At 38.9% G+C, this 17279-nt stretch carries 15 protein-coding genes and 2 tRNA genes; 7 read left to right on the top strand and 10 right to left on the bottom strand.

All coding sequences use genetic code 11. From position 1 onward, the window contains the following. The first annotated feature begins 7 nt into the window (after positions 1-7). Genes recO through IO68_RS32615 form a run of 4 tightly spaced genes read left to right on the top strand, consistent with a single transcriptional unit; the run spans position 8 to position 2890 of the window. Positions 8-715, top strand: coding sequence for a DNA repair protein RecO (gene recO, locus IO68_RS32600; RefSeq protein WP_019384070.1), 708 nt, complete (start codon positions 8-10; stop codon positions 713-715). A gap of 51 nt (positions 716-766) precedes the next feature. Beyond that, positions 767-1495: a pyridoxine 5'-phosphate synthase gene (pdxJ, locus tag IO68_RS32605; protein WP_004878533.1), complete on the top strand. Its 729-nt coding sequence runs from the start codon at positions 767-769 to the stop codon at positions 1493-1495. A gap of 4 nt (positions 1496-1499) precedes the next feature. Next, entirely contained in the window at positions 1500-2162 is a 663-nt protein-coding gene (locus IO68_RS32610) for a tRNA-(ms[2]io[6]A)-hydroxylase (protein WP_023014305.1), read from the top strand. A 47-nt stretch (positions 2163-2209) separates the two neighbouring features. Continuing rightward, positions 2210-2890, top strand: a complete 681-nt coding sequence (locus tag IO68_RS32615; protein WP_004878535.1) for a TonB C-terminal domain-containing protein — start codon at positions 2210-2212, stop codon at positions 2888-2890. A 58-nt stretch (positions 2891-2948) separates the two neighbouring features. On the opposite strand, the gene IO68_RS32620 is transcribed toward IO68_RS32615, so the two are convergent. The 4 genes from IO68_RS32620 to IO68_RS32635 all read right to left on the bottom strand — a co-directional run bounded on the left by IO68_RS32620 (position 2949) and on the right by IO68_RS32635 (position 4806). Then, positions 2949-3024, bottom strand: a tRNA-Asn gene (locus IO68_RS32620). A gap of 9 nt (positions 3025-3033) precedes the next feature. Beyond that, positions 3034-3109, bottom strand: a tRNA-Asn gene (locus IO68_RS32625). A 146-nt stretch (positions 3110-3255) separates the two neighbouring features. After that, positions 3256-3882: a superoxide dismutase gene (locus IO68_RS32630; RefSeq protein ID WP_004878536.1), complete on the bottom strand. Its 627-nt coding sequence runs from the start codon at positions 3880-3882 to the stop codon at positions 3256-3258. Between the two features lie 165 nt (positions 3883-4047). Next, the gene (locus IO68_RS32635; protein ID WP_023014306.1) at positions 4048-4806 is read right to left on the bottom strand and encodes a Nif3-like dinuclear metal center hexameric protein; all 759 of its coding nucleotides are present in this window, start codon (positions 4804-4806) and stop codon (positions 4048-4050) included. 187 nt (positions 4807-4993) lie between these two features. Between IO68_RS32635 and IO68_RS32640 the strand changes: the two genes are divergently transcribed. Beyond that, positions 4994-6175 carry a trypsin-like peptidase domain-containing protein gene (locus IO68_RS32640; protein WP_004878538.1) on the top strand — a complete coding sequence of 394 codons (1182 nt, stop codon included), beginning with the start codon at positions 4994-4996 and terminating at the stop codon, positions 6173-6175. A gap of 185 nt (positions 6176-6360) precedes the next feature. Here IO68_RS32640 and IO68_RS32645 read toward each other — a convergent pair whose 3' ends face one another. The 4 genes from IO68_RS32645 to map form a co-directional block, all read right to left on the bottom strand. After that, on the bottom strand, positions 6361-7575 hold the full coding sequence (locus IO68_RS32645; RefSeq protein WP_023014307.1) for an alginate export family protein: 1215 nt from the start codon (positions 7573-7575) through the stop codon (positions 6361-6363). Between the two features lie 75 nt (positions 7576-7650). Beyond that, positions 7651-8997 (bottom strand): MFS transporter, encoded by a 1347-nt coding sequence (locus IO68_RS32650; RefSeq protein WP_023014308.1) that lies wholly within the window; start codon positions 8995-8997, stop codon positions 7651-7653. 400 nt (positions 8998-9397) lie between these two features. Continuing rightward, positions 9398-10453 carry an OmpW/AlkL family protein gene (locus IO68_RS32655; RefSeq protein ID WP_007479293.1) on the bottom strand — a complete coding sequence of 352 codons (1056 nt, stop codon included), beginning with the start codon at positions 10451-10453 and terminating at the stop codon, positions 9398-9400. A 207-nt stretch (positions 10454-10660) separates the two neighbouring features. Next, positions 10661-11485 (bottom strand): type I methionyl aminopeptidase, encoded by an 825-nt coding sequence (gene map / locus IO68_RS32660; RefSeq protein WP_023014309.1) that lies wholly within the window; start codon positions 11483-11485, stop codon positions 10661-10663. A gap of 213 nt (positions 11486-11698) precedes the next feature. Here map and rpsB point away from each other — a divergent pair, with 213 nt between their 5' ends. Then, on the top strand, positions 11699-12451 hold the full coding sequence (gene rpsB / locus IO68_RS32665) for a 30S ribosomal protein S2 (protein WP_004878543.1): 753 nt from the start codon (positions 11699-11701) through the stop codon (positions 12449-12451). Positions 12452-12589: 138 nt separating this feature from the next. After that, entirely contained in the window at positions 12590-13471 is an 882-nt protein-coding gene (gene tsf, locus IO68_RS32670; RefSeq protein ID WP_004878544.1) for a translation elongation factor Ts, read from the top strand. 78 nt (positions 13472-13549) lie between these two features. Here the strand turns inward: tsf and IO68_RS32675 are convergent, their stop codons facing one another. Together IO68_RS32675 and IO68_RS32680 are read right to left on the bottom strand one after the other, a co-directional pair. Continuing rightward, the gene (locus tag IO68_RS32675; RefSeq protein ID WP_023014310.1) at positions 13550-14776 is read right to left on the bottom strand and encodes a multifunctional CCA addition/repair protein; all 1227 of its coding nucleotides are present in this window, start codon (positions 14774-14776) and stop codon (positions 13550-13552) included. 95 nt (positions 14777-14871) lie between these two features. Further along, positions 14872-17142 (bottom strand): NADP-dependent malic enzyme, encoded by a 2271-nt coding sequence (locus IO68_RS32680; RefSeq protein WP_007479288.1) that lies wholly within the window; start codon positions 17140-17142, stop codon positions 14872-14874. Positions 17143-17279 lie beyond the last annotated feature (137 nt).

Consider the following 17279-nt stretch of genomic DNA (forward strand, 5'->3'; position numbering starts at 1 on the left):
TCGTTTTATGATGCGTAATGAAGTCCTACATGGCTATTTAATTCATCATCGTAAATATCGTGAAAAAAGCCATATTGTTCATTTATTTACTCAAGAATATGGTCGGGTGGATGGAATTTTAAGACAAATTCCTCCACCACAATATCAACCTATTCGTATTCAAGCGACGGGTAAATCTGAACTTAAAAATTTCACAAAATTAGAAATTCTCAATCAACCTGTATTTTTCCACGGTGATGCGTTTTTTGCTGGTTTTTATTTGAATGAAATTCTATTGCGTCTTTGTACTTTGGAAGAGGCAATGCCACAAACATTTGAACAATATCAACTGATTTTATTGCAGTTACAGCAACTTGCTTTGCATGAGCAAGCCGCTTTATTTCTTCGACAAATTCTTCGACAGTTTGAACATGTTTTATTACAAGAATTAGGTTATGCAATCGATTTTTCTGTAGATGCAAATCAAACAGCAGTAGAAGCTTTGCAACATTATCAATTCCAACTCAATGATGGATTTTTACCAGTAAGGCAAGCTTCACGTTCTACACTTTCTGGTGCTCTAATTACTTCAATGCAAAGCTATGAAGATGGTCGAGATTTTTCTTTAGAACAACTGCAATTGTTGGGTAAACTATATCGTCAGATGATTAGTGCTTTATTAGGCGATCGGCCATTAAAAAGCCGTCAGCTGTGGATTCAAAGTACACAAACTTAATTTTCTTAAAGCATTTTTAAATGTTTAGAGAGTAAATGTTAGGATATTTTTATGGCTGTAATTTTAGGTGTAAATATTGATCATGTTGCAACATTAAGACAAGCGCGTGGCACGACTTACCCTGATCCAGTTCAAGCTGCTTTGGTTTGTGAAGAGGCGGGTGCAGAGGGGATTACTTTACATTTACGCGAAGATCGCCGCCATATACAAGATGATGATGTACGTCGTATGCGCCCGTTATTAAAAACGCGTATGAATCTAGAGTTGGCTGTAACAGATGAAATGGTCGCATTTGCAAAAGAGATTCAGCCTCAACATGTGTGTTTTGTACCAGAACGTCGACAAGAGGTGACGACAGAAGGTGGCTTGGATGTTGTCGGTCACTTTGAAAAAGTCAAAGCAGCGACTCAAGCACTCAAAGCAATTGGTAGTGATGTGTCTTTATTTATCGATGCCGATTTGGCACAGATTGATGCCGCTGTGGCATGTGGTGCCCCAACCATTGAAATCCATACGGGTGCTTATGCAGATGCGGAAACTGATGCAGAACAGCAAATAGAATTAGTCCGTATTATCAAAGGTGCCGAATACGCAGCAGCAAAAGGTTTGGTTGTGAATGCAGGGCATGGGTTAAATCTCGATAATGTTGCTGCAATTGCTGCAATTCCACAAATCCATGAATTAAATATTGGGCATTCGATTATTGCGGATAGCGTGTTTGTTGGGCTCTCTCAAGCAGTTAAAGATATGAAAGCAGCGATTCAAGCTGCTGTGAGATAAGTGGATGAGTAGTTTGAATTATGATGAGCTAATGCAACCTGTAATCGAGTTTTTAGGTTGTACGACTCCTCAAGCATGGTTAGATGAGGCCATTAATAATCTGGACATCTTAATGCAAGATCATGCCAACTGTGAGAAAAAAGCAGCAAGTACGGCTATGAATTTGATGTTCCGCTATAGTTTTTTTACTGACTTACAAGTGAAATTGGCGCAATTGGTGCGTGAAGAAATGCTGCATTATGAGCAGGTTTTGGAATTCATGAACAAACGTGGCCAAGAGTGGAAGGGGTTGAGTGCAGGGCGTTATGCAGGTGGATTACGTAAAGAAATCCGTACCTATGAGCCTGAGGCTCTAATTGATGTGATGATTATTGGTGCATTTGTCGAAGCACGCTCGTGTGAGCGTTTCTTTGCGCTGGCACCGATTGTTGATGATGAATTGGGGCGTTACTACCGCTATCTACTTAAATCAGAATCGCGTCATTTTGAGGATTATCTGGCACTGGCTTTGGATGTTGCACAAACTGCAAAACTCAAAGATCCAGAAGAAACGATCCAGCAACGCATTGAGCATATTCGAGAAGTGGAAAAAAATCTGATCTTAAGTACAGATGATACGTTTCGCTTTCATAGTGGTGTGCCAGCACAGGTCACTATCTCATCGTAATGAGATAGTGAATTGGGATATAAAAATAACAACTTTGAGAATTATAAATGAGATTTTTATCAAAAATAGTAGTTGTATTATTGTGCATTTGGGTAGAGGGTATTCATGCTAAGAGCATTGAATTTATTAATATTGATCTTCATGTCTTAAAATGGAAAAAAATACCGCAAATATTAGTTAATCCTTCTTTATTACAAGGTAAAAATAGGGATCTGAATATTTTGGTATATGTAAATGAGAAAGGGGAAGTAGTCGCATCAAAAATTAAGAAAAGTAGTGGTATTGTTGAGTTAGATGCTTTGGTGGTGGCTGAAATCAAGAAATCTAGTCTTTATCCGTATCAGTTTAATGGTAAATATTATCCTGTTAGAGTCGAGCAACCCTTCGAATTTTATATTAATGATAATCAGGTGGATGATCCAGCTTTAACAGAAAGTGATAGAAGTAAATCAATAGAAGAGAAAGTTCATAAAGAAATAATGAGTTTATGGGAAGTTCCTACTGGTAGTGCAAATTTAAGTAATATAGTGAAATTTAATATATCAAGAAATAACGCAATTGATTCTATACAGGTTCTTCAGAGTAGTGGGAATAGAATTTTTGATCTATCTACGAGACAAGCAGTTCGTCATTCAACAATTGTAAGTAGTTTAACGAATGCTGAGAAGAATGATTTCTTTGGTGGGTTAGAGTCAAGGGTGGTAACAATAGTATTTCGATCAAACTAAATATTAATTTGTACGTATAAAAAAAGCCCCAATCAATGATCAGGGCTTTTTAGAATCTTGGCTCTCCCACCTGGGCTCGAACCAGGGACCTGCGGATTAACAGTCCGTCGCTCTACCGACTGAGCTATGGGAGAATAGTAGATTGGCTCTCCAACCTGGGCTCGAACCAGGGACCTGCGGATTAACAGTCCGTCGCTCTACCGACTGAGCTATTGGAGAATCTGATGCGCATTTTAGGCATGAAAACCTATGTCGTCAACAAGAATAGTAAAGAAAATGAATTGTTTGCTTGATAAATATTCTTTTGAAGCTGTATGTATAAAAAAACTGCCCGAAGTGGGCAGTTTTTATTCAAGAAATAATAATTATTTCTCAACACCTGCTGGTTGACCTGCAAGTTTTGCATTTGCATAGTCCCAGTTCACTAAGCTTTCTAAGAAAGTAGCAATGTATTTTGGACGTAAGTTACGGAAGTCGATGTAGTAAGCATGTTCCCAAACGTCGATTGTTAATACTGCAACTTGACCATGAGCAAGTGGAGTATCTGCGTTTGCAGTTTTAGTAATTGATAATTTACCATTTACTTCGTCAGCAACTAACCAAGCCCAACCTGAACCAAATTGAGTTGTTGCAGCAGCAGTAAATTCTTCAGCAAATTTTTCGTAGCTACCAAAAGCTTCATCGATTTTAGCTGCAATCGCGCCAGTAGGCTTTCCACCACCATTTGGTTTCATGCTGTTCCAATAGAATGTGTGGTTCCATACTTGAGCAGCATTGTTAAAGATACCTGCTTTAGATGCATCACCAGCAGAAGCTTTGATGATTTCTTCTAAAGATTTACCTTCAAGGTCAGTACCTTTGATTAGGTTGTTTAAGTTAACAACGTAAGTATTGTGATGTTTGTCGTGATGGTATTCTAAAGTTTCGCGAGTAATGTGCGGAGCTAAATCATCATAGCCATATGGAAGTGCAGGTAAAGTAATGGTTGTCATGTTTCAATCCTTGCATTTGCTGGGTTTTACATTAAGTGGCTCTATTGTAAATGATTCTAAAGACAATAGGACAGTCTTTTAAAGAACTATACACAATAAAGACTTAATTTAAATATATAACCCAAATGGAAAAAAGATTTAACAAAATCGGATTCTTCAATTCTATTAAATCGGATTATTGAGTTCAAAATAGACGGCTTCAATCATGAATTGATTAGCAAGCGCATTGGCTAAACGCTGTACGCCGTAACGTTCAGTTGCATGGTGACCACATGCAAAATAGTGTACACCAAGTTCTTTTGCTTCATAAAAAGTACGTTCGCTCACTTCACCTGAAATATAGGCATCACAGTTTTCCGAAGCTGCTTTTGCTATAAAATCTTGCGCCCCACCTGTACAAAAACCAACTTTTTGAATTGATGTTTTGTCACAAGGTAAATGGATGATGCCAAAATTAAAGATGCTTTGTAATTTTGCTTTGAACTGTTCTGGACTAAGTGGTTGGTCTAGATAAGCGATATTACCGATTGGGTGTTTTTCTGATGGGTCTAACGCTTCTAGGTTTTGTAAGCCAATTAAATCAGCAATTGCTACATTATTGCCTAAACTTGGATGTGCATCTAAAGGAAGGTGGTAGGCAATCAAAGAAATGTTATTTTGAATGAGTTTCTTAATACGGTTTCCACGCATACCTGTGATTGGGTAAGCTTCACCTTTCCAAAAATAACCATGATGAACGAGCAGCGCATCTGCTTTTTCGGCAATCGCCGCATCAATTGCATCTTCAGATGCGGTGACTGCACAAACAATCTTGTTTACTTCAGCTTTACCTTCGATTTGTAAGCCATTTGGTGCGTAATCTTTAAATTCGTTTGCTTTTAAAGTTTGATTACACCATTGCACAATGTCATGCAAATTTGCCATGCGATTCCTCAAATGTTCAACATTTTATGGGAGTAAATAAAACACATTTTTAAATGTAACTAAAGCTAGACAAAACTTTTTTAACTTTTGCATTGATTTTAAGCTATTTACTTTACAATGATGGAAATTTCTAGTTCTTCAATATATTACTTATTTATAACTTACATTTGCCAAGAGGATAATAGACGTGCGCCGTGCATTTACATGGTTACCTTGGGTATTACTCATTCTGGTTGTATTTAGTTTTCTAGCTTGGCAGAAATCACATCAACCAAAACCAACTGTGGCTTCTGATGGTGTAAAAATGCCTGCTGAAAAGGTAGAACCATTGGTTGATACAACTCGAACTGGTGGGGTAGTCTCATATAACGCTGCCGTTAAAGTTGCTGCTCCAGCTGTCGTGAATATATTTACCACTCAAAAAGTGAAACAGATGAATCATCCATTATTGAATGATCCTGTATTTCGCGAGTTCTTTGGCAATCAAATGCCTCAACAGCAGCAAAATGAAAATAGTTTAGGTTCGGGTGTTATTGTTCGTGCCGATGGTTATATTTTAACGAATAATCATGTGATTGCTCAGGCTGAACACATTGTGGTGGCATTGCAAGATGGTCGTCGTGCTGAAGCTAAAGTGATTGGCACTGATCCCGATACAGACTTGGCTGTGATCAAAATTGAATTAGATAACCTACCTGTTCTGCCATTTAAGTTGAGTGGTAATGAAGTGGGTGATGTCGTTCTTGCAATTGGTAATCCATTTGGCGTAGGACAAACTGTAACTCAAGGGATTATTTCAGCAACTGGTCGTTCGGATTTGGGTATTAATACCTATGAAGACTTTATTCAAACCGATGCAGCCATTAATCCAGGAAACTCTGGTGGTGCATTGATTGATGTTGCGGGTAATTTAATTGGTGTAAATACGGCAATCTTCTCTCAGTCTGGTGGTTCACTCGGAATTGGTTTTGCGATTCCTGCCAAAGTTTGTCAGCAAGTTTTAAACTCAATTTTGAAAGATGGCCGTGTAGTACGTGGTTGGTTGGGTATTAGTCTAATTCCAAATACTTTGGATGAAGATGTAATGGCGACTAGACCAATTGGTGTTGTTGTTGCAGATGTGCTGAAAGGTGGTCCTGCAGACGAAGCAGGTGTTAAGCGTGGTGATAAAATTATTCAAGTGAATAGTGAGCAAATTACTTCGGCTTCACATTTGATTAATTATGTTGCATTACAGGCACCTGAAAGTGTGATTAACGTCGTAGTTGAGCGTGAGGGTAAACAAGAAAATGTTCAGGTGAAAGTGGGTGAGCGCAAAGTTCAACAAAATGCTCAATCACAATACATACCACTACCTAAACGCCAGTAATGTAATCAAAAATGATAAAGGCTATTAATTAATGGCCTTTTTTTAGTTAAAGAAAAAAGCTCACTGACGGTCAATCAGTGAGCTTTTCATCGTTTTTTTTAGCTGTTTTTTATTTTTTATTAAATCATCCAAATTTGATATTTTGATGACAGTTTTTTGATAATTAAATGACATTACTCCTTGAGTTAGTATTTATAATCGAGTTGTAGCCACAATTTTTGTGTGTCTACACCGAATTCTTCAGCTTGATAGTCTGAAAATTTCGCTAAAGCTGAAAGTCCTTTAATTGGTAAAGCTTGTGAGTAAGAAACAGAGTATTCTTGACCATAATCCATATTCTTTTCATCACTTCTGTATTGATGCAGCTCAGTGCCTAATTTTCCTCTACCAAAAACATTAAAGCTTGAAGAAATGTATAAATCAGTTAAGCCATTGGCTGGCGTTGCTAGGAATAAATCTGTCCATCCATTGAATTTATGCTTGGTCGCTAAAGGGGTTTGGAACGCTATTTTTCCATCGTCACTGCCAAGTACTTCATAACCAATCGCGATTTCACCGAGCGCAACTTCCTTGTTTTTAATGCTGTAACCAAGTTCTAATGCATAGTAATCCGCATCATAATCTTTGGGTTGGTCAGCATATTCACTTTGTTTTGCATATTCAGCTGCGTATTTAAAATTATCTTTTTTACCTGTTAAGCGTAGACCATAGGTTTGATTTGACCAGGCTGAAATATCTTCAAAATCCATTAAATAGCCATACACAGTCGCATTTAGCAGCGGGTTGTAATTCACTTTCGCCTGAATTAAATGAATTTTACTTTCCTGTTTACCATCTTGTGCTTGAATAAATTTAGGTTCAGGGTCTTCACTACCGAAAATAGTATTCACCTGATCAATATAAGCATAGTACAAACCAAACTCATTGCATGGCTTAATGTTTAGAGCAATCGCATCAAAAGTTTGATCGTTTTGACGCCAAGCAACCGATCCAACAAAGCGTTGATTATCTAAATTAATGACTTGACGACCAACTGTTATGTCAAATTTAGGGTTGTACACATATTTCAAATAGGCTTGATTGAGCTGTAGGTTTTTAGCGTCAGGTACGGTGCTATAGTTTGTTTGATCGTTTCGAGTGCTATTAAATTCGTCATTGATTTCTACAGTTCCTTCACCTTGCACAAAAGCACTTAGACCATGCCATGAACCTGTTTGAATTGCAGGGCGGAGTCTTAATGTCCATGCATCTGCATGATTGAGTTTGTTGTCTTGTTCTACCCATTCATAGCGAAGACGGCTATCGAGTGAAAGCTTAGTTTGAGAGAAGAACTCATCAGCAGCGTTTGTTAGTGTTGAAAAACAAGCGAGCGTGATTAATGAATAGGAGAATTTATTCATCAGAATATCCTTTATAAAATTTTTTGAAATTTGGGGGAGGATGAGTGATTTACTCATCCTCCATATGAGATGGTGTTAAGCTGCGCTATTACGCTCTAGTAAAGCTTGTTCAAATAACTCTTGTTCTTTTACTTTGTGTTCTGTTGTAAATCGGATAAGAACGACACTAAATGCTGCAATGGTTACGAGAATACCTAAGATAGACAAACAAGTTTGCACGTCAAGCAGGCCTTTTAGTAAGAAGCCTGCTGCAACTGCACCCACATTACCACCTGCACCAATGATACCAGCTACACCACCTAAAGCATCACGATCAATGAATGGTACAAGAGCATAGGTTGCACCACATGCCATATGGGTAAATAAGCCGAAGATTGTCATTGCAATAATTGCGAACATTACAACGTTTACTTGAGAGAATACGAATAAGAAGATGCCTTCAAGTAACACGAGGGCAAATAATACTTTGGTACGACCATCTAAGCCTTTTTTAAGTGCAACTTTATCTGAAACGATGCCTCCCAACGCACGTGCAAATAATGCCAGTAGACCGAAGATACCAGCAGTCATACCAGCTTCTTTCAATCCCATGTTGAAGTGATCGACGTAGTACATTGCTGCAATGTTATGAATGAAGATTTCGATACCAAAACAAGCGGCATAAGAAGTGAATAGAATCCAAACGCGATAGTTACGAGCAGCTTGCATTAAAATTGCAGTACCACCTTTTTTAACATTACCGACTTCGACTCCTTGTGCACGTAATTCTTTAAAGTTACCTTGTGGGCAATCTTGAGTAAGCTTCCAATACATCACGCCTACAATAAGCATCATTACACCAGGGACTAGCAGGGCAACTCTCCAGCCCATTGCTTGTTCAACACCAAACATCAAGATCGCACCTAAAATTAAAGGCATAATTGCTTGTGTAGCCCCACCACCAGCATTTCCCCATCCCGCAGAAGCAGCATTTGCTGTACCAACTACATTTGGAGCGAACATCACACTTGTATGGTATTGGGTAATCACAAAACTTGCGCCAATCGCACCAATTAACAAGCGGAAAAATAGGAACGATTCATAGGTATTGGCCGCAGCTACACCAAAAACGGGAATACTGCCGAGTAGTAAAAGTGCGGTATAAGTTTTGCGTGGTCCATATTTATCGCATAGTGGGCCGACAATAAGCCGAATTAAAATCGTAATTGCTACTGCGGCAATATTGATATTTGCAATTTGATCTTTTGTTAAGTTGAACTCGCCTTTGATTACTGGCATAAGTGGAGCACAGGCAAACCAAGCGAAGAAACATACAAAAAACGCGAGCCAAGTCATATGGAAAGCGCGCATAGCTGGTGTGGAAAAGCTAAATAATTTTATTTCTGTAGCTTTTTTTGCATCTAAATTCATATCTGAGGACATGGCCTTCTCCTGAACTGTACGTCATTATTTATTGCTATGCCATTACTCTGCATAAGCAAGTCGAACAGAACGGACATCGTTGGCCGTCAGAAAAATATTTTGTGAATCATCGTTGATTCATCATAATTGGTATTAAGCAAACGTCATGCCAAAAAGATGAATTAACCAAATGTAAAATTTAAGATACTAATTCACATTATTTATTTACATTAAAAAACTTAAAGATAAATATGAGTTGAAAAATTGAATTTAAAAATCAAGAAAACTAATGAAGATGATGTCAGACAATCCATAAAAAAGTGCTTAGAGTTGGTGCGCAAATTTTATGCATGATGACTTAAAACATTGCGTTTTAAACAAGAAAAGCAGCCGAAGCTGCTTTTTAGGATATTTTGTTTATTTAGAAACGATAGCCCACACCAACATAGGTAATCAGTGGGTCGATATCAATTTTGGTATTTGCCTGAATTAGTTCTTTTCCTGTATTGCGATCAGTCACATATATTTTTGCTTCGTTATTCATTTTTGAATAAGACACTGAACCTACAGCAAACCAGTTTGGATTGAAATCGTAGGTTGCTCCAATTGTTACAATAGGTGCAAAAGTATCAGTTGCTTTTAGCTTTACTACTGGATCGGCTGAAGATGTTTTTCCATCCAATGCAGCACCTGCTTTTCCATCATGAATATTTTGAATCATATGACCGGCTTTGATTAAGTCAGCCTCTATTCCAGAATTCATTTCTAAATCATTGAAGTAAGCATACATAACACCAGCACCAACATATGGGCGGAACTTATTGACGCCTGACTTACCAAATTGATAATGCAGCTCTACAGCTGGTAGCCAAGCACGTGCTGATGCAGCTTTTCCTCCTTGAGTGAGGTCAGTAATATGAATGTCTTGTTTTAACCCTAAATCACCTAGAGAAGTGCTTGCAGTTCCACTTAAAGGGGCGTAAATATCTCCTTTCCCTTTAATATCTACTTTTGGTGGGATACCAGCTTTAATTTCCAAGGAGAAGTTGTCTGTAAAGTGATAGTTAGCCATGATACCTACAGTATCGACATCATCTGCTTCTAACCCTGTTCCTTGAGCTTGCCAATTCGATAGTCCGTTAACTGTTGCCGTGCCTGTGAGCAGAGAAGGTAGGGTATCAGTTGGAAGGATTTTAATTGCCTCATACAATAATGGATTTGAATCACGTTCTGCTGCATCTAGTACAGCTTGTTTAGATACCTCACCAACTTTTGAAGTTGTACCTTCTGCAACGCTGGTATTAATATTTACAGGATTTGCACTTCCTTGTGGCATGGCATGCAACCAGCCAGCAGATATAGAGAAACGTTTAAATCCATCTCCATCTTTCAAACTAAAATAAGGTGAGTCAGCGAAAGCAGATGTAGGTAACGTACATAAACCAGTAATCAGACAAGCGAATGATTTCTTCATCATTTAGGGACTCCATGTCCAGAAGTTTGTTAGGATTTTTCTTGCGCCCACCATAGCGTTATTTTTAGACAAACATTGTTTAGTTAAATTTTATAATTGTTCTGCTTATGAAAATTTTTGTTTTATTTAGATAAATTGATGAAGAAAATATGAAGAAATAAAAAAAAGCCACCAAAGTGACTTTTTTTAGAATAATTCAAATAGAATAAATTACATAAAGCGAGATAAGTCTTCTTCAGGGCGAGCTGTTAAAACTTCGATGCCTGTTTGAGTTACTAAAATGGTATGTTCGTATTGAGCTGATAATTTATGATCTTTAGTTACTACTGTCCATTTGTCACCTAAAAGCTTAGTTTGCCAAACACCAGCATTGACCATTGGTTCGATTGTAAATGTCATTCCAGCTTCTAAGCGCATACCTGTGCCTTTTTGACCATAGTGAAGCACTTGAGGTTCATCATGGAAAACATTACCAATTCCGTGACCGCAATATTCACGAACAACACTAAATCTCTCAGACTCAACATATTGTTGAATAGCATGACCAATGTCACCAAGATATGAACCATCTTTAACTGTTGCCATACCGCGATACATTGCTTCTTGAGCCACAGAACATAAACGATTTGCAAGAATTGACGTTTCACCGCCTACGACGTACATCATATTGGTATCGCCGTGATAACCATCCTTAATGACAGTAACATCGATATTAAGAATGTCACCATTTTTTAAAATTTTGTTTTCAGAAGGAATGCCGTGGCAAACCACATGATTAACCGAAGTACAAATAGAGTGTTGGAAAGCAGGGCGGCCTGGAGCAGCACCATAACCCACACAGGCAGGAATTGCTTGTTGTACATTCTCAATATGGTTGCGACAGATTGTATCGAGTTCTAAGGTACTCACACCCGCTTTAATATGCGGTTTAATCATGTCTAAAACTTCAGCCGCCAATTTCCCTGCAACACGCATCTTCTCAATTTCTTCAGGTGTTTTGATTAATCGACGAGGGGCTGTATAAGTCGTATTCATGATCTCTAAAAACTTTTGGTAATTTGCAAGCGTCTATGGTATAAATAGCCGCCTATTTTATCAAATGCTTTTCGTGAATATATTTTACGAAAATATCTGATAATAATAGTCGTAAAAAATCCGCACATATATCGACACATTACTCTGGGTGCCTAGCAATAGGTGGAGAATGCGGATATATGGAGGCCTAACCCAAACTTTAAGGTAAAGAAAATGGCAGATTACAACGTAAGCATGCGCGACCTTCTTCAAGCAGGCGCTCACTTCGGTCACCAAACACGTTTCTGGAACCCAAAGATGCGTCAATACATCTTTGGCGCGCGTAACAAAATTCACATCATCAACCTTGAGCACACCGTTCCTGCGTTAAATGATGCTTTGAACTTTGTTAACAACCTTGCTAGCAAAAAGAATAAAGTATTATTTGTTGGTACAAAACGTGCTGCTTCTAACATCATCCGTGAACAAGCTCAACGCGCTGGTCAACCATATGTAGATCACCGTTGGTTAGGTGGTATGTTGACGAACTGGAAAACACTTCGCCAATCTATCAACCGTTTAAAAGATCTTCAAACTCAATCTCAAGACGGTACTTTTGCTAAGCTTACTAAACGTGAAGCTTTAGAGCGTACTCGTGAGATGGATAAACTTGAACGTGCTTTAGGCGGCGTTAAGAACATGGGTGGTTTACCTGACGCATTATTTGTAATCGACGTTGATCACGAAGCGATTGCAATCAAAGAAGCGAAAAACTTAGGTATTCCTGTAATCGGTATCGTTGATACAAACTCTAACCCGGACAACGTTGATTACGTTATTCCAGGTAACGACGATGCGATCCGTGCAGTAACTTTATATGCTTCTGCTATGGCTGATGCGATTCTTGCTGGTAAAGAATATGCTCAATCACAAGCAAATGCACAAGCGAAAGGCGACGACGCTGCTAAAGACGCTTCTGAGGCTTAATGCGTTTTGACGCAAGCTTGTCATTTTTGCGACATGTAATGGTGGCAAATTAAAGCGTCGAGATTGCAAACGGCCCAGAGATTCTTTGGGCCGTTTTTGTTGAACAGATTTATTTTCTACCGATTTTAGGAGATCAACATGACTGCAGTTACTGCGAGCATGGTAAAAGAATTACGTGACCGTACTGGTCTTGCAATGATGGAATGCAAAAAAGCATTAACAGAAGCAGGCGGTGACATCGAACTTGCAATTGATAACCTTCGTAAATCAGGTCAAGCAAAAGCTGCTAAAAAAGCAGGTAACATTGCTGCTGATGGCGCGATCACTATTATTCAAAACGGTAACAAAGCAATTCTTGTTGAAGTTAACTGTCAAACTGACTTCGTTGCTAAAGACGAAAACTTCAAAAGCTTCTCTGATAAAGTTGCGACTGCTGCACTTGCTGCAAATGAAACTGATGCTGCGAAAATTGCTGAACTTAAGCTTGAAGACGGCGCAACTGTAGAAGAAGCTCGTGTTGCATTGGTTCAAAAAATTGGTGAAAACATTCAAGTTCGTCGTGCTCAAATCGTTGAAGGCGAAAACTTGGCTGTTTACAAGCACGGTTTAAAAATCGGTGTTGTTGTTTCTTACACAGGTGATGCTGACACTGGTAAAGGTATTGCAATGCACGTTGCTGCGTTCAACCCAGTTGCAGTAAATGCTGAAGCTGTTCCAGCTGACTTAATCGCTAAAGAGAAAGAAATTGCTGAAGCGAAAGCATTAGAATCTGGTAAGCCAGCGAACATCGTTGAGAAAATGGTTACTGGTTCAGTTGAAAAGTACTTGAACGAAGTTGCTCTTGATCGTCAAATGTATGTTATCGATAACGACAAGAAAGTTGCTGATGTATTAAAAGCAACTGGTACTGTTGTAGCTCAATTCGTTCGCTTCGAAGTGGGTGAAGGTATTGAGAAAAAAGCTGAAATGAGCTTTGCTGATGAAGTTGCTGCTGCTCAAGCCGCTGCTGCTGCACAATAATTTTTACTGATTTAGTAAAAGTTAAAAAAAACCCAGTCTTTGACTGGGTTTTTTATTTCAATAAGATCAAAAAGAAAATTATTCGCCGTATTGTTCTTTGTATTTAGCTAAAGCTTCAATTCGATATTGAATCAGCATTTCACCTATTTCAGCGCCTTGAATGTCAGATGGTAGATCTTGTGCACGAATATTTCTGACGATTTCCATTGCATCAAGAATGTATTTAGCCTGAGGATAGGGGCGAGTCTCTAATCCTAAGCGACCTCTTGCATCACATTCACATGCTTGCACAAAAGCTTCAACTTTCTCAGGTTTACGAAGAACATCCAAACGTTGTAGTAGCCGCCATAGTGTACCCGGTTTTAGATTTTTAGCTTGGTGGCATTTTAGATGTTCTTTACACACAATTAGTGCAAGATTTTTTAACAGAGTTGGAACTTTCAAGCGATCACATATATCTGTAACTGGCTTTAAGCCGCGTTCTTCATGCATGATATGTCTTGGTAATTCATCAACAGGAGTAAGAGCTTTCCCTAAATCATGTACAAGTACTGCAAAGCGGACTTCTAACGCATAGTTTGCTTTACATGCTTCTTTCAATGCCATCAAAGTGTGTATACCACAATCAATCTCAGGGTGATATTCAGGGCGCTGTGGAACGCCAAACAGGGCATCAATTTCAGGAAATAATATTTTTAAGGCATCGCATTCTTTTAGCGTTTGAAAATAGACATCAGCTTGGTCTTCCATCAATGCACGAGATGTTTCTTTCCATACACGTTCAGGAGTAAGTGCGTCTAGCTCACCAGTCTTTGCAATATTCTTCATCAACTGGATAGTCTCATCAGCAATTTTGAAGCCATAAGCTGCATAGCGTGCTGCAAAACGTGCAACACGAAGCACGCGCAATGGATCTTCTATAAAGGCATCAGAGACATGGCGTAAGATTTTCCGTTCAAGGTCTTGTTGACCACCGTAAGGGTCATAGACAGTGCCATTTTCATCCATCGCCATTGCATTAATCGTGAGATCTCGACGAATCAGATCCTCTTCAAGTTTAACAGTGGTATCTGTAAAAAATTGAAAACCATGATAACCCACACCTGACTTACGCTCAGTGCGAGCAAGTGCGTATTCTTCTTTTGTTTTGGGATGTAAGAAAACGGGAAAATCTTTTCCAACAGGTTGGTAGCCTTCAGCTAATAATTGTTCTGGGGTAGCACCAACAACTACATAATCTTTTTCGTGATAGGGATGGCCGAGTAAATGATCTCGAACAGCACCGCCTACTAAATAAACTTGCATGAAAAAACCTCTATTCTTCACACAATCATGCTACAGAATAGAGGTTTTCTCAAGCATTAAGCGAGGCTTTTCTCGAAAAGCTTCGCTTAAGATAATTAGTTTTGACTTTGTTGGATTTCAGCAACAGTCAACGCAGTCATATTCACTAAACGACGTGTTGTTGTCGTTGGTGTAAGGATATGAACAGGTTTTGCTGCGCCTAAAAGGATTGGACCGATTGTTACGTTATTACCAGATGTTGCTTTCAACAAGTTGAATGAAATGTTTGCAGCATCTAAGTTAGGCATAATCAATAGGTTTGCAGAACCTTTGAAGCGTGAATTAGGGAAGGCAAAGTGACGAATGCTTTCATCTAATGCTGCATCACCATGCATTTCACCTTCAACTTCAAGTTCTGGAGCTTGTTCAGTAAGAAGGCGGTGAACTTCACGCATTTTCTGAGCGCTTGGATCAAATTGATCACTACCAAAGCTAGAGTGAGAAAGTAGCGCAACGCGCGGTGTTATACCGAAACGACGAACTTCTTCAGCAGCTAAGATAGTCATTTCAGCAAGCTGCTCAGCAGTTGGATTCGTATTTACATAGGTGTCTGCAATGAATAAATTACGATCTTCAAGCATCAATGCATTCAGAGTGAAGAAAGTGCTACGACCTGCTTTTAAACCAATTACATTACGTACGAAATCTAAATGAATGTCATAACTACTGTACGTACCACAAAGCATACCGTCAGCTTTACCGAATTTTACCAATAATGCAGCAATCAGTGTTGAACGACGACGAGCTTCACGTTGAGCGTATTCGACAGTTACACCTTTGCGTTGCATTGTTTGATAATAGTCTTTCCAGAACTCTTCGTATAACGGATTTTGTTCTTGATCAACGATTTCAATATTCACACCGTGTTGCAAACGTAAGCCTAATTTTTTGATATTGGCTTCAATTACCGTTGTGCGACCTACTAAGATTGGTTTAGCAAGACCTTCATCAACTGCAATTTGTACAGCACGTAATACACGCTCATCTTCACCTTCAGCATAAGCGATACGTTTAGGATCAGTTTTTGCTTGAGAGAAAATAGGCTTCATCAAGAATGCAGAGTTATAAACAAACTCTGAAAGTCTTTGACGATATGCTGCAAAATCTTCGATTGGACGTGATGCAACACCAGAATCCATGGCTGCTTTAGCAACTGCTGGTGCAATTTCTAAAATCAAGCGTTGATCAAGTGGACGTGGAATTAAGTAATCACGTCCAAATGAAGCAGATTTCTCACCATATGTTGCTGCATCAGCTTCAACGTGCGCCATACGTGCAATTGCGTGAACACAAGCAATTTTCATTTCTTCGTTAATCGTTGTTGCACCCACATCAAGTGCACCACGGAAGATGTATGGGAAGCAAAGTGCATTGTTTACTTGGTTCGGGTAATCTGAACGACCTGTTGCCATAATTACATCAGGACGAACTTCATGTGCATGCTCAGGAAGAATTTCTGGATCTGGGTTTGCAAGAGCAAAAATGATTGGATTTTCTGCCATTTCTTTAACCATTTCTTTGGTTAAGATACCTGCAGCAGATAAGCCTAAGAACATATCAGCACCAGCCATTACTTCGTGTAATTGCTTCGCTTGAATATCTTGAACATAACGTTTTTTAGAGTCGTCAAGTCCTTCGCGTGAAGTTGTAAGTAGACCACGAGAGTCCGCAACCACGATGTTCTTTTTATTAACGCCCAAAGCACAAAGTAAATCTAAACAAGAAAGGGCAGCAGCACCTGCACCAGAAGCAACGATTTTGATTTCGTCAATTTTCTTATTCACGATTTGCAAAGCATTTAATAACGCAGAACCTACAATGATACTTGTACCGTGTTGGTCATCATGGAACACAGGAATTTTCATGCGTTCACGTAATTTTTTCTCAATGTAGAAACATTCGGGTGCTTTGATGTCTTCAAGGTTGATACCACCAAAAGTTGGTTCTAACGAAGCAACGATATCAACAATTTTATCTGGATCATTTTCAGCAATTTCGATATCAAAAACATCTACGCCAGCAAATTTCTTGAAAAGTACACCTTTTCCTTCCATTACTGGTTTAGATGCTAGAGGACCAATATTTCCTAAACCAAGCACAGCAGTACCATTACTTACGACGGCGACCAGATTGCCACGTGCTGTATATTTTGCAGCAGTTGAAGGGTCACGTTCGATTTCCAAACATGGAGCAGCAACACCAGGGGAATACGCAAGCGCTAAATCTCGTTGGTTAACGAGCTGCTTGCTAGGTGTCACACTGATTTTTCCTGGAGTTGGAAATTCATGGTAATACAAAGCGGCTTGTTTTAAAGATTGATCGTCCATCTGAGTCTCGATTGTTCCGATAATAATCAGGCATATATATGTCTAATTATTATATTAAGATAAGTGCACAAGAATATAGCACTAGTTCATGCTTTCGCACAGTCAAAAAAGCTTATTTTCAGTGAACCTGATGCGTA

It is taken from the genome of Acinetobacter sp. COS3 (assembly GCF_000475335.1).
Taxonomy (GTDB): Bacteria; Pseudomonadota; Gammaproteobacteria; order Pseudomonadales; family Moraxellaceae; genus Acinetobacter; species Acinetobacter venetianus.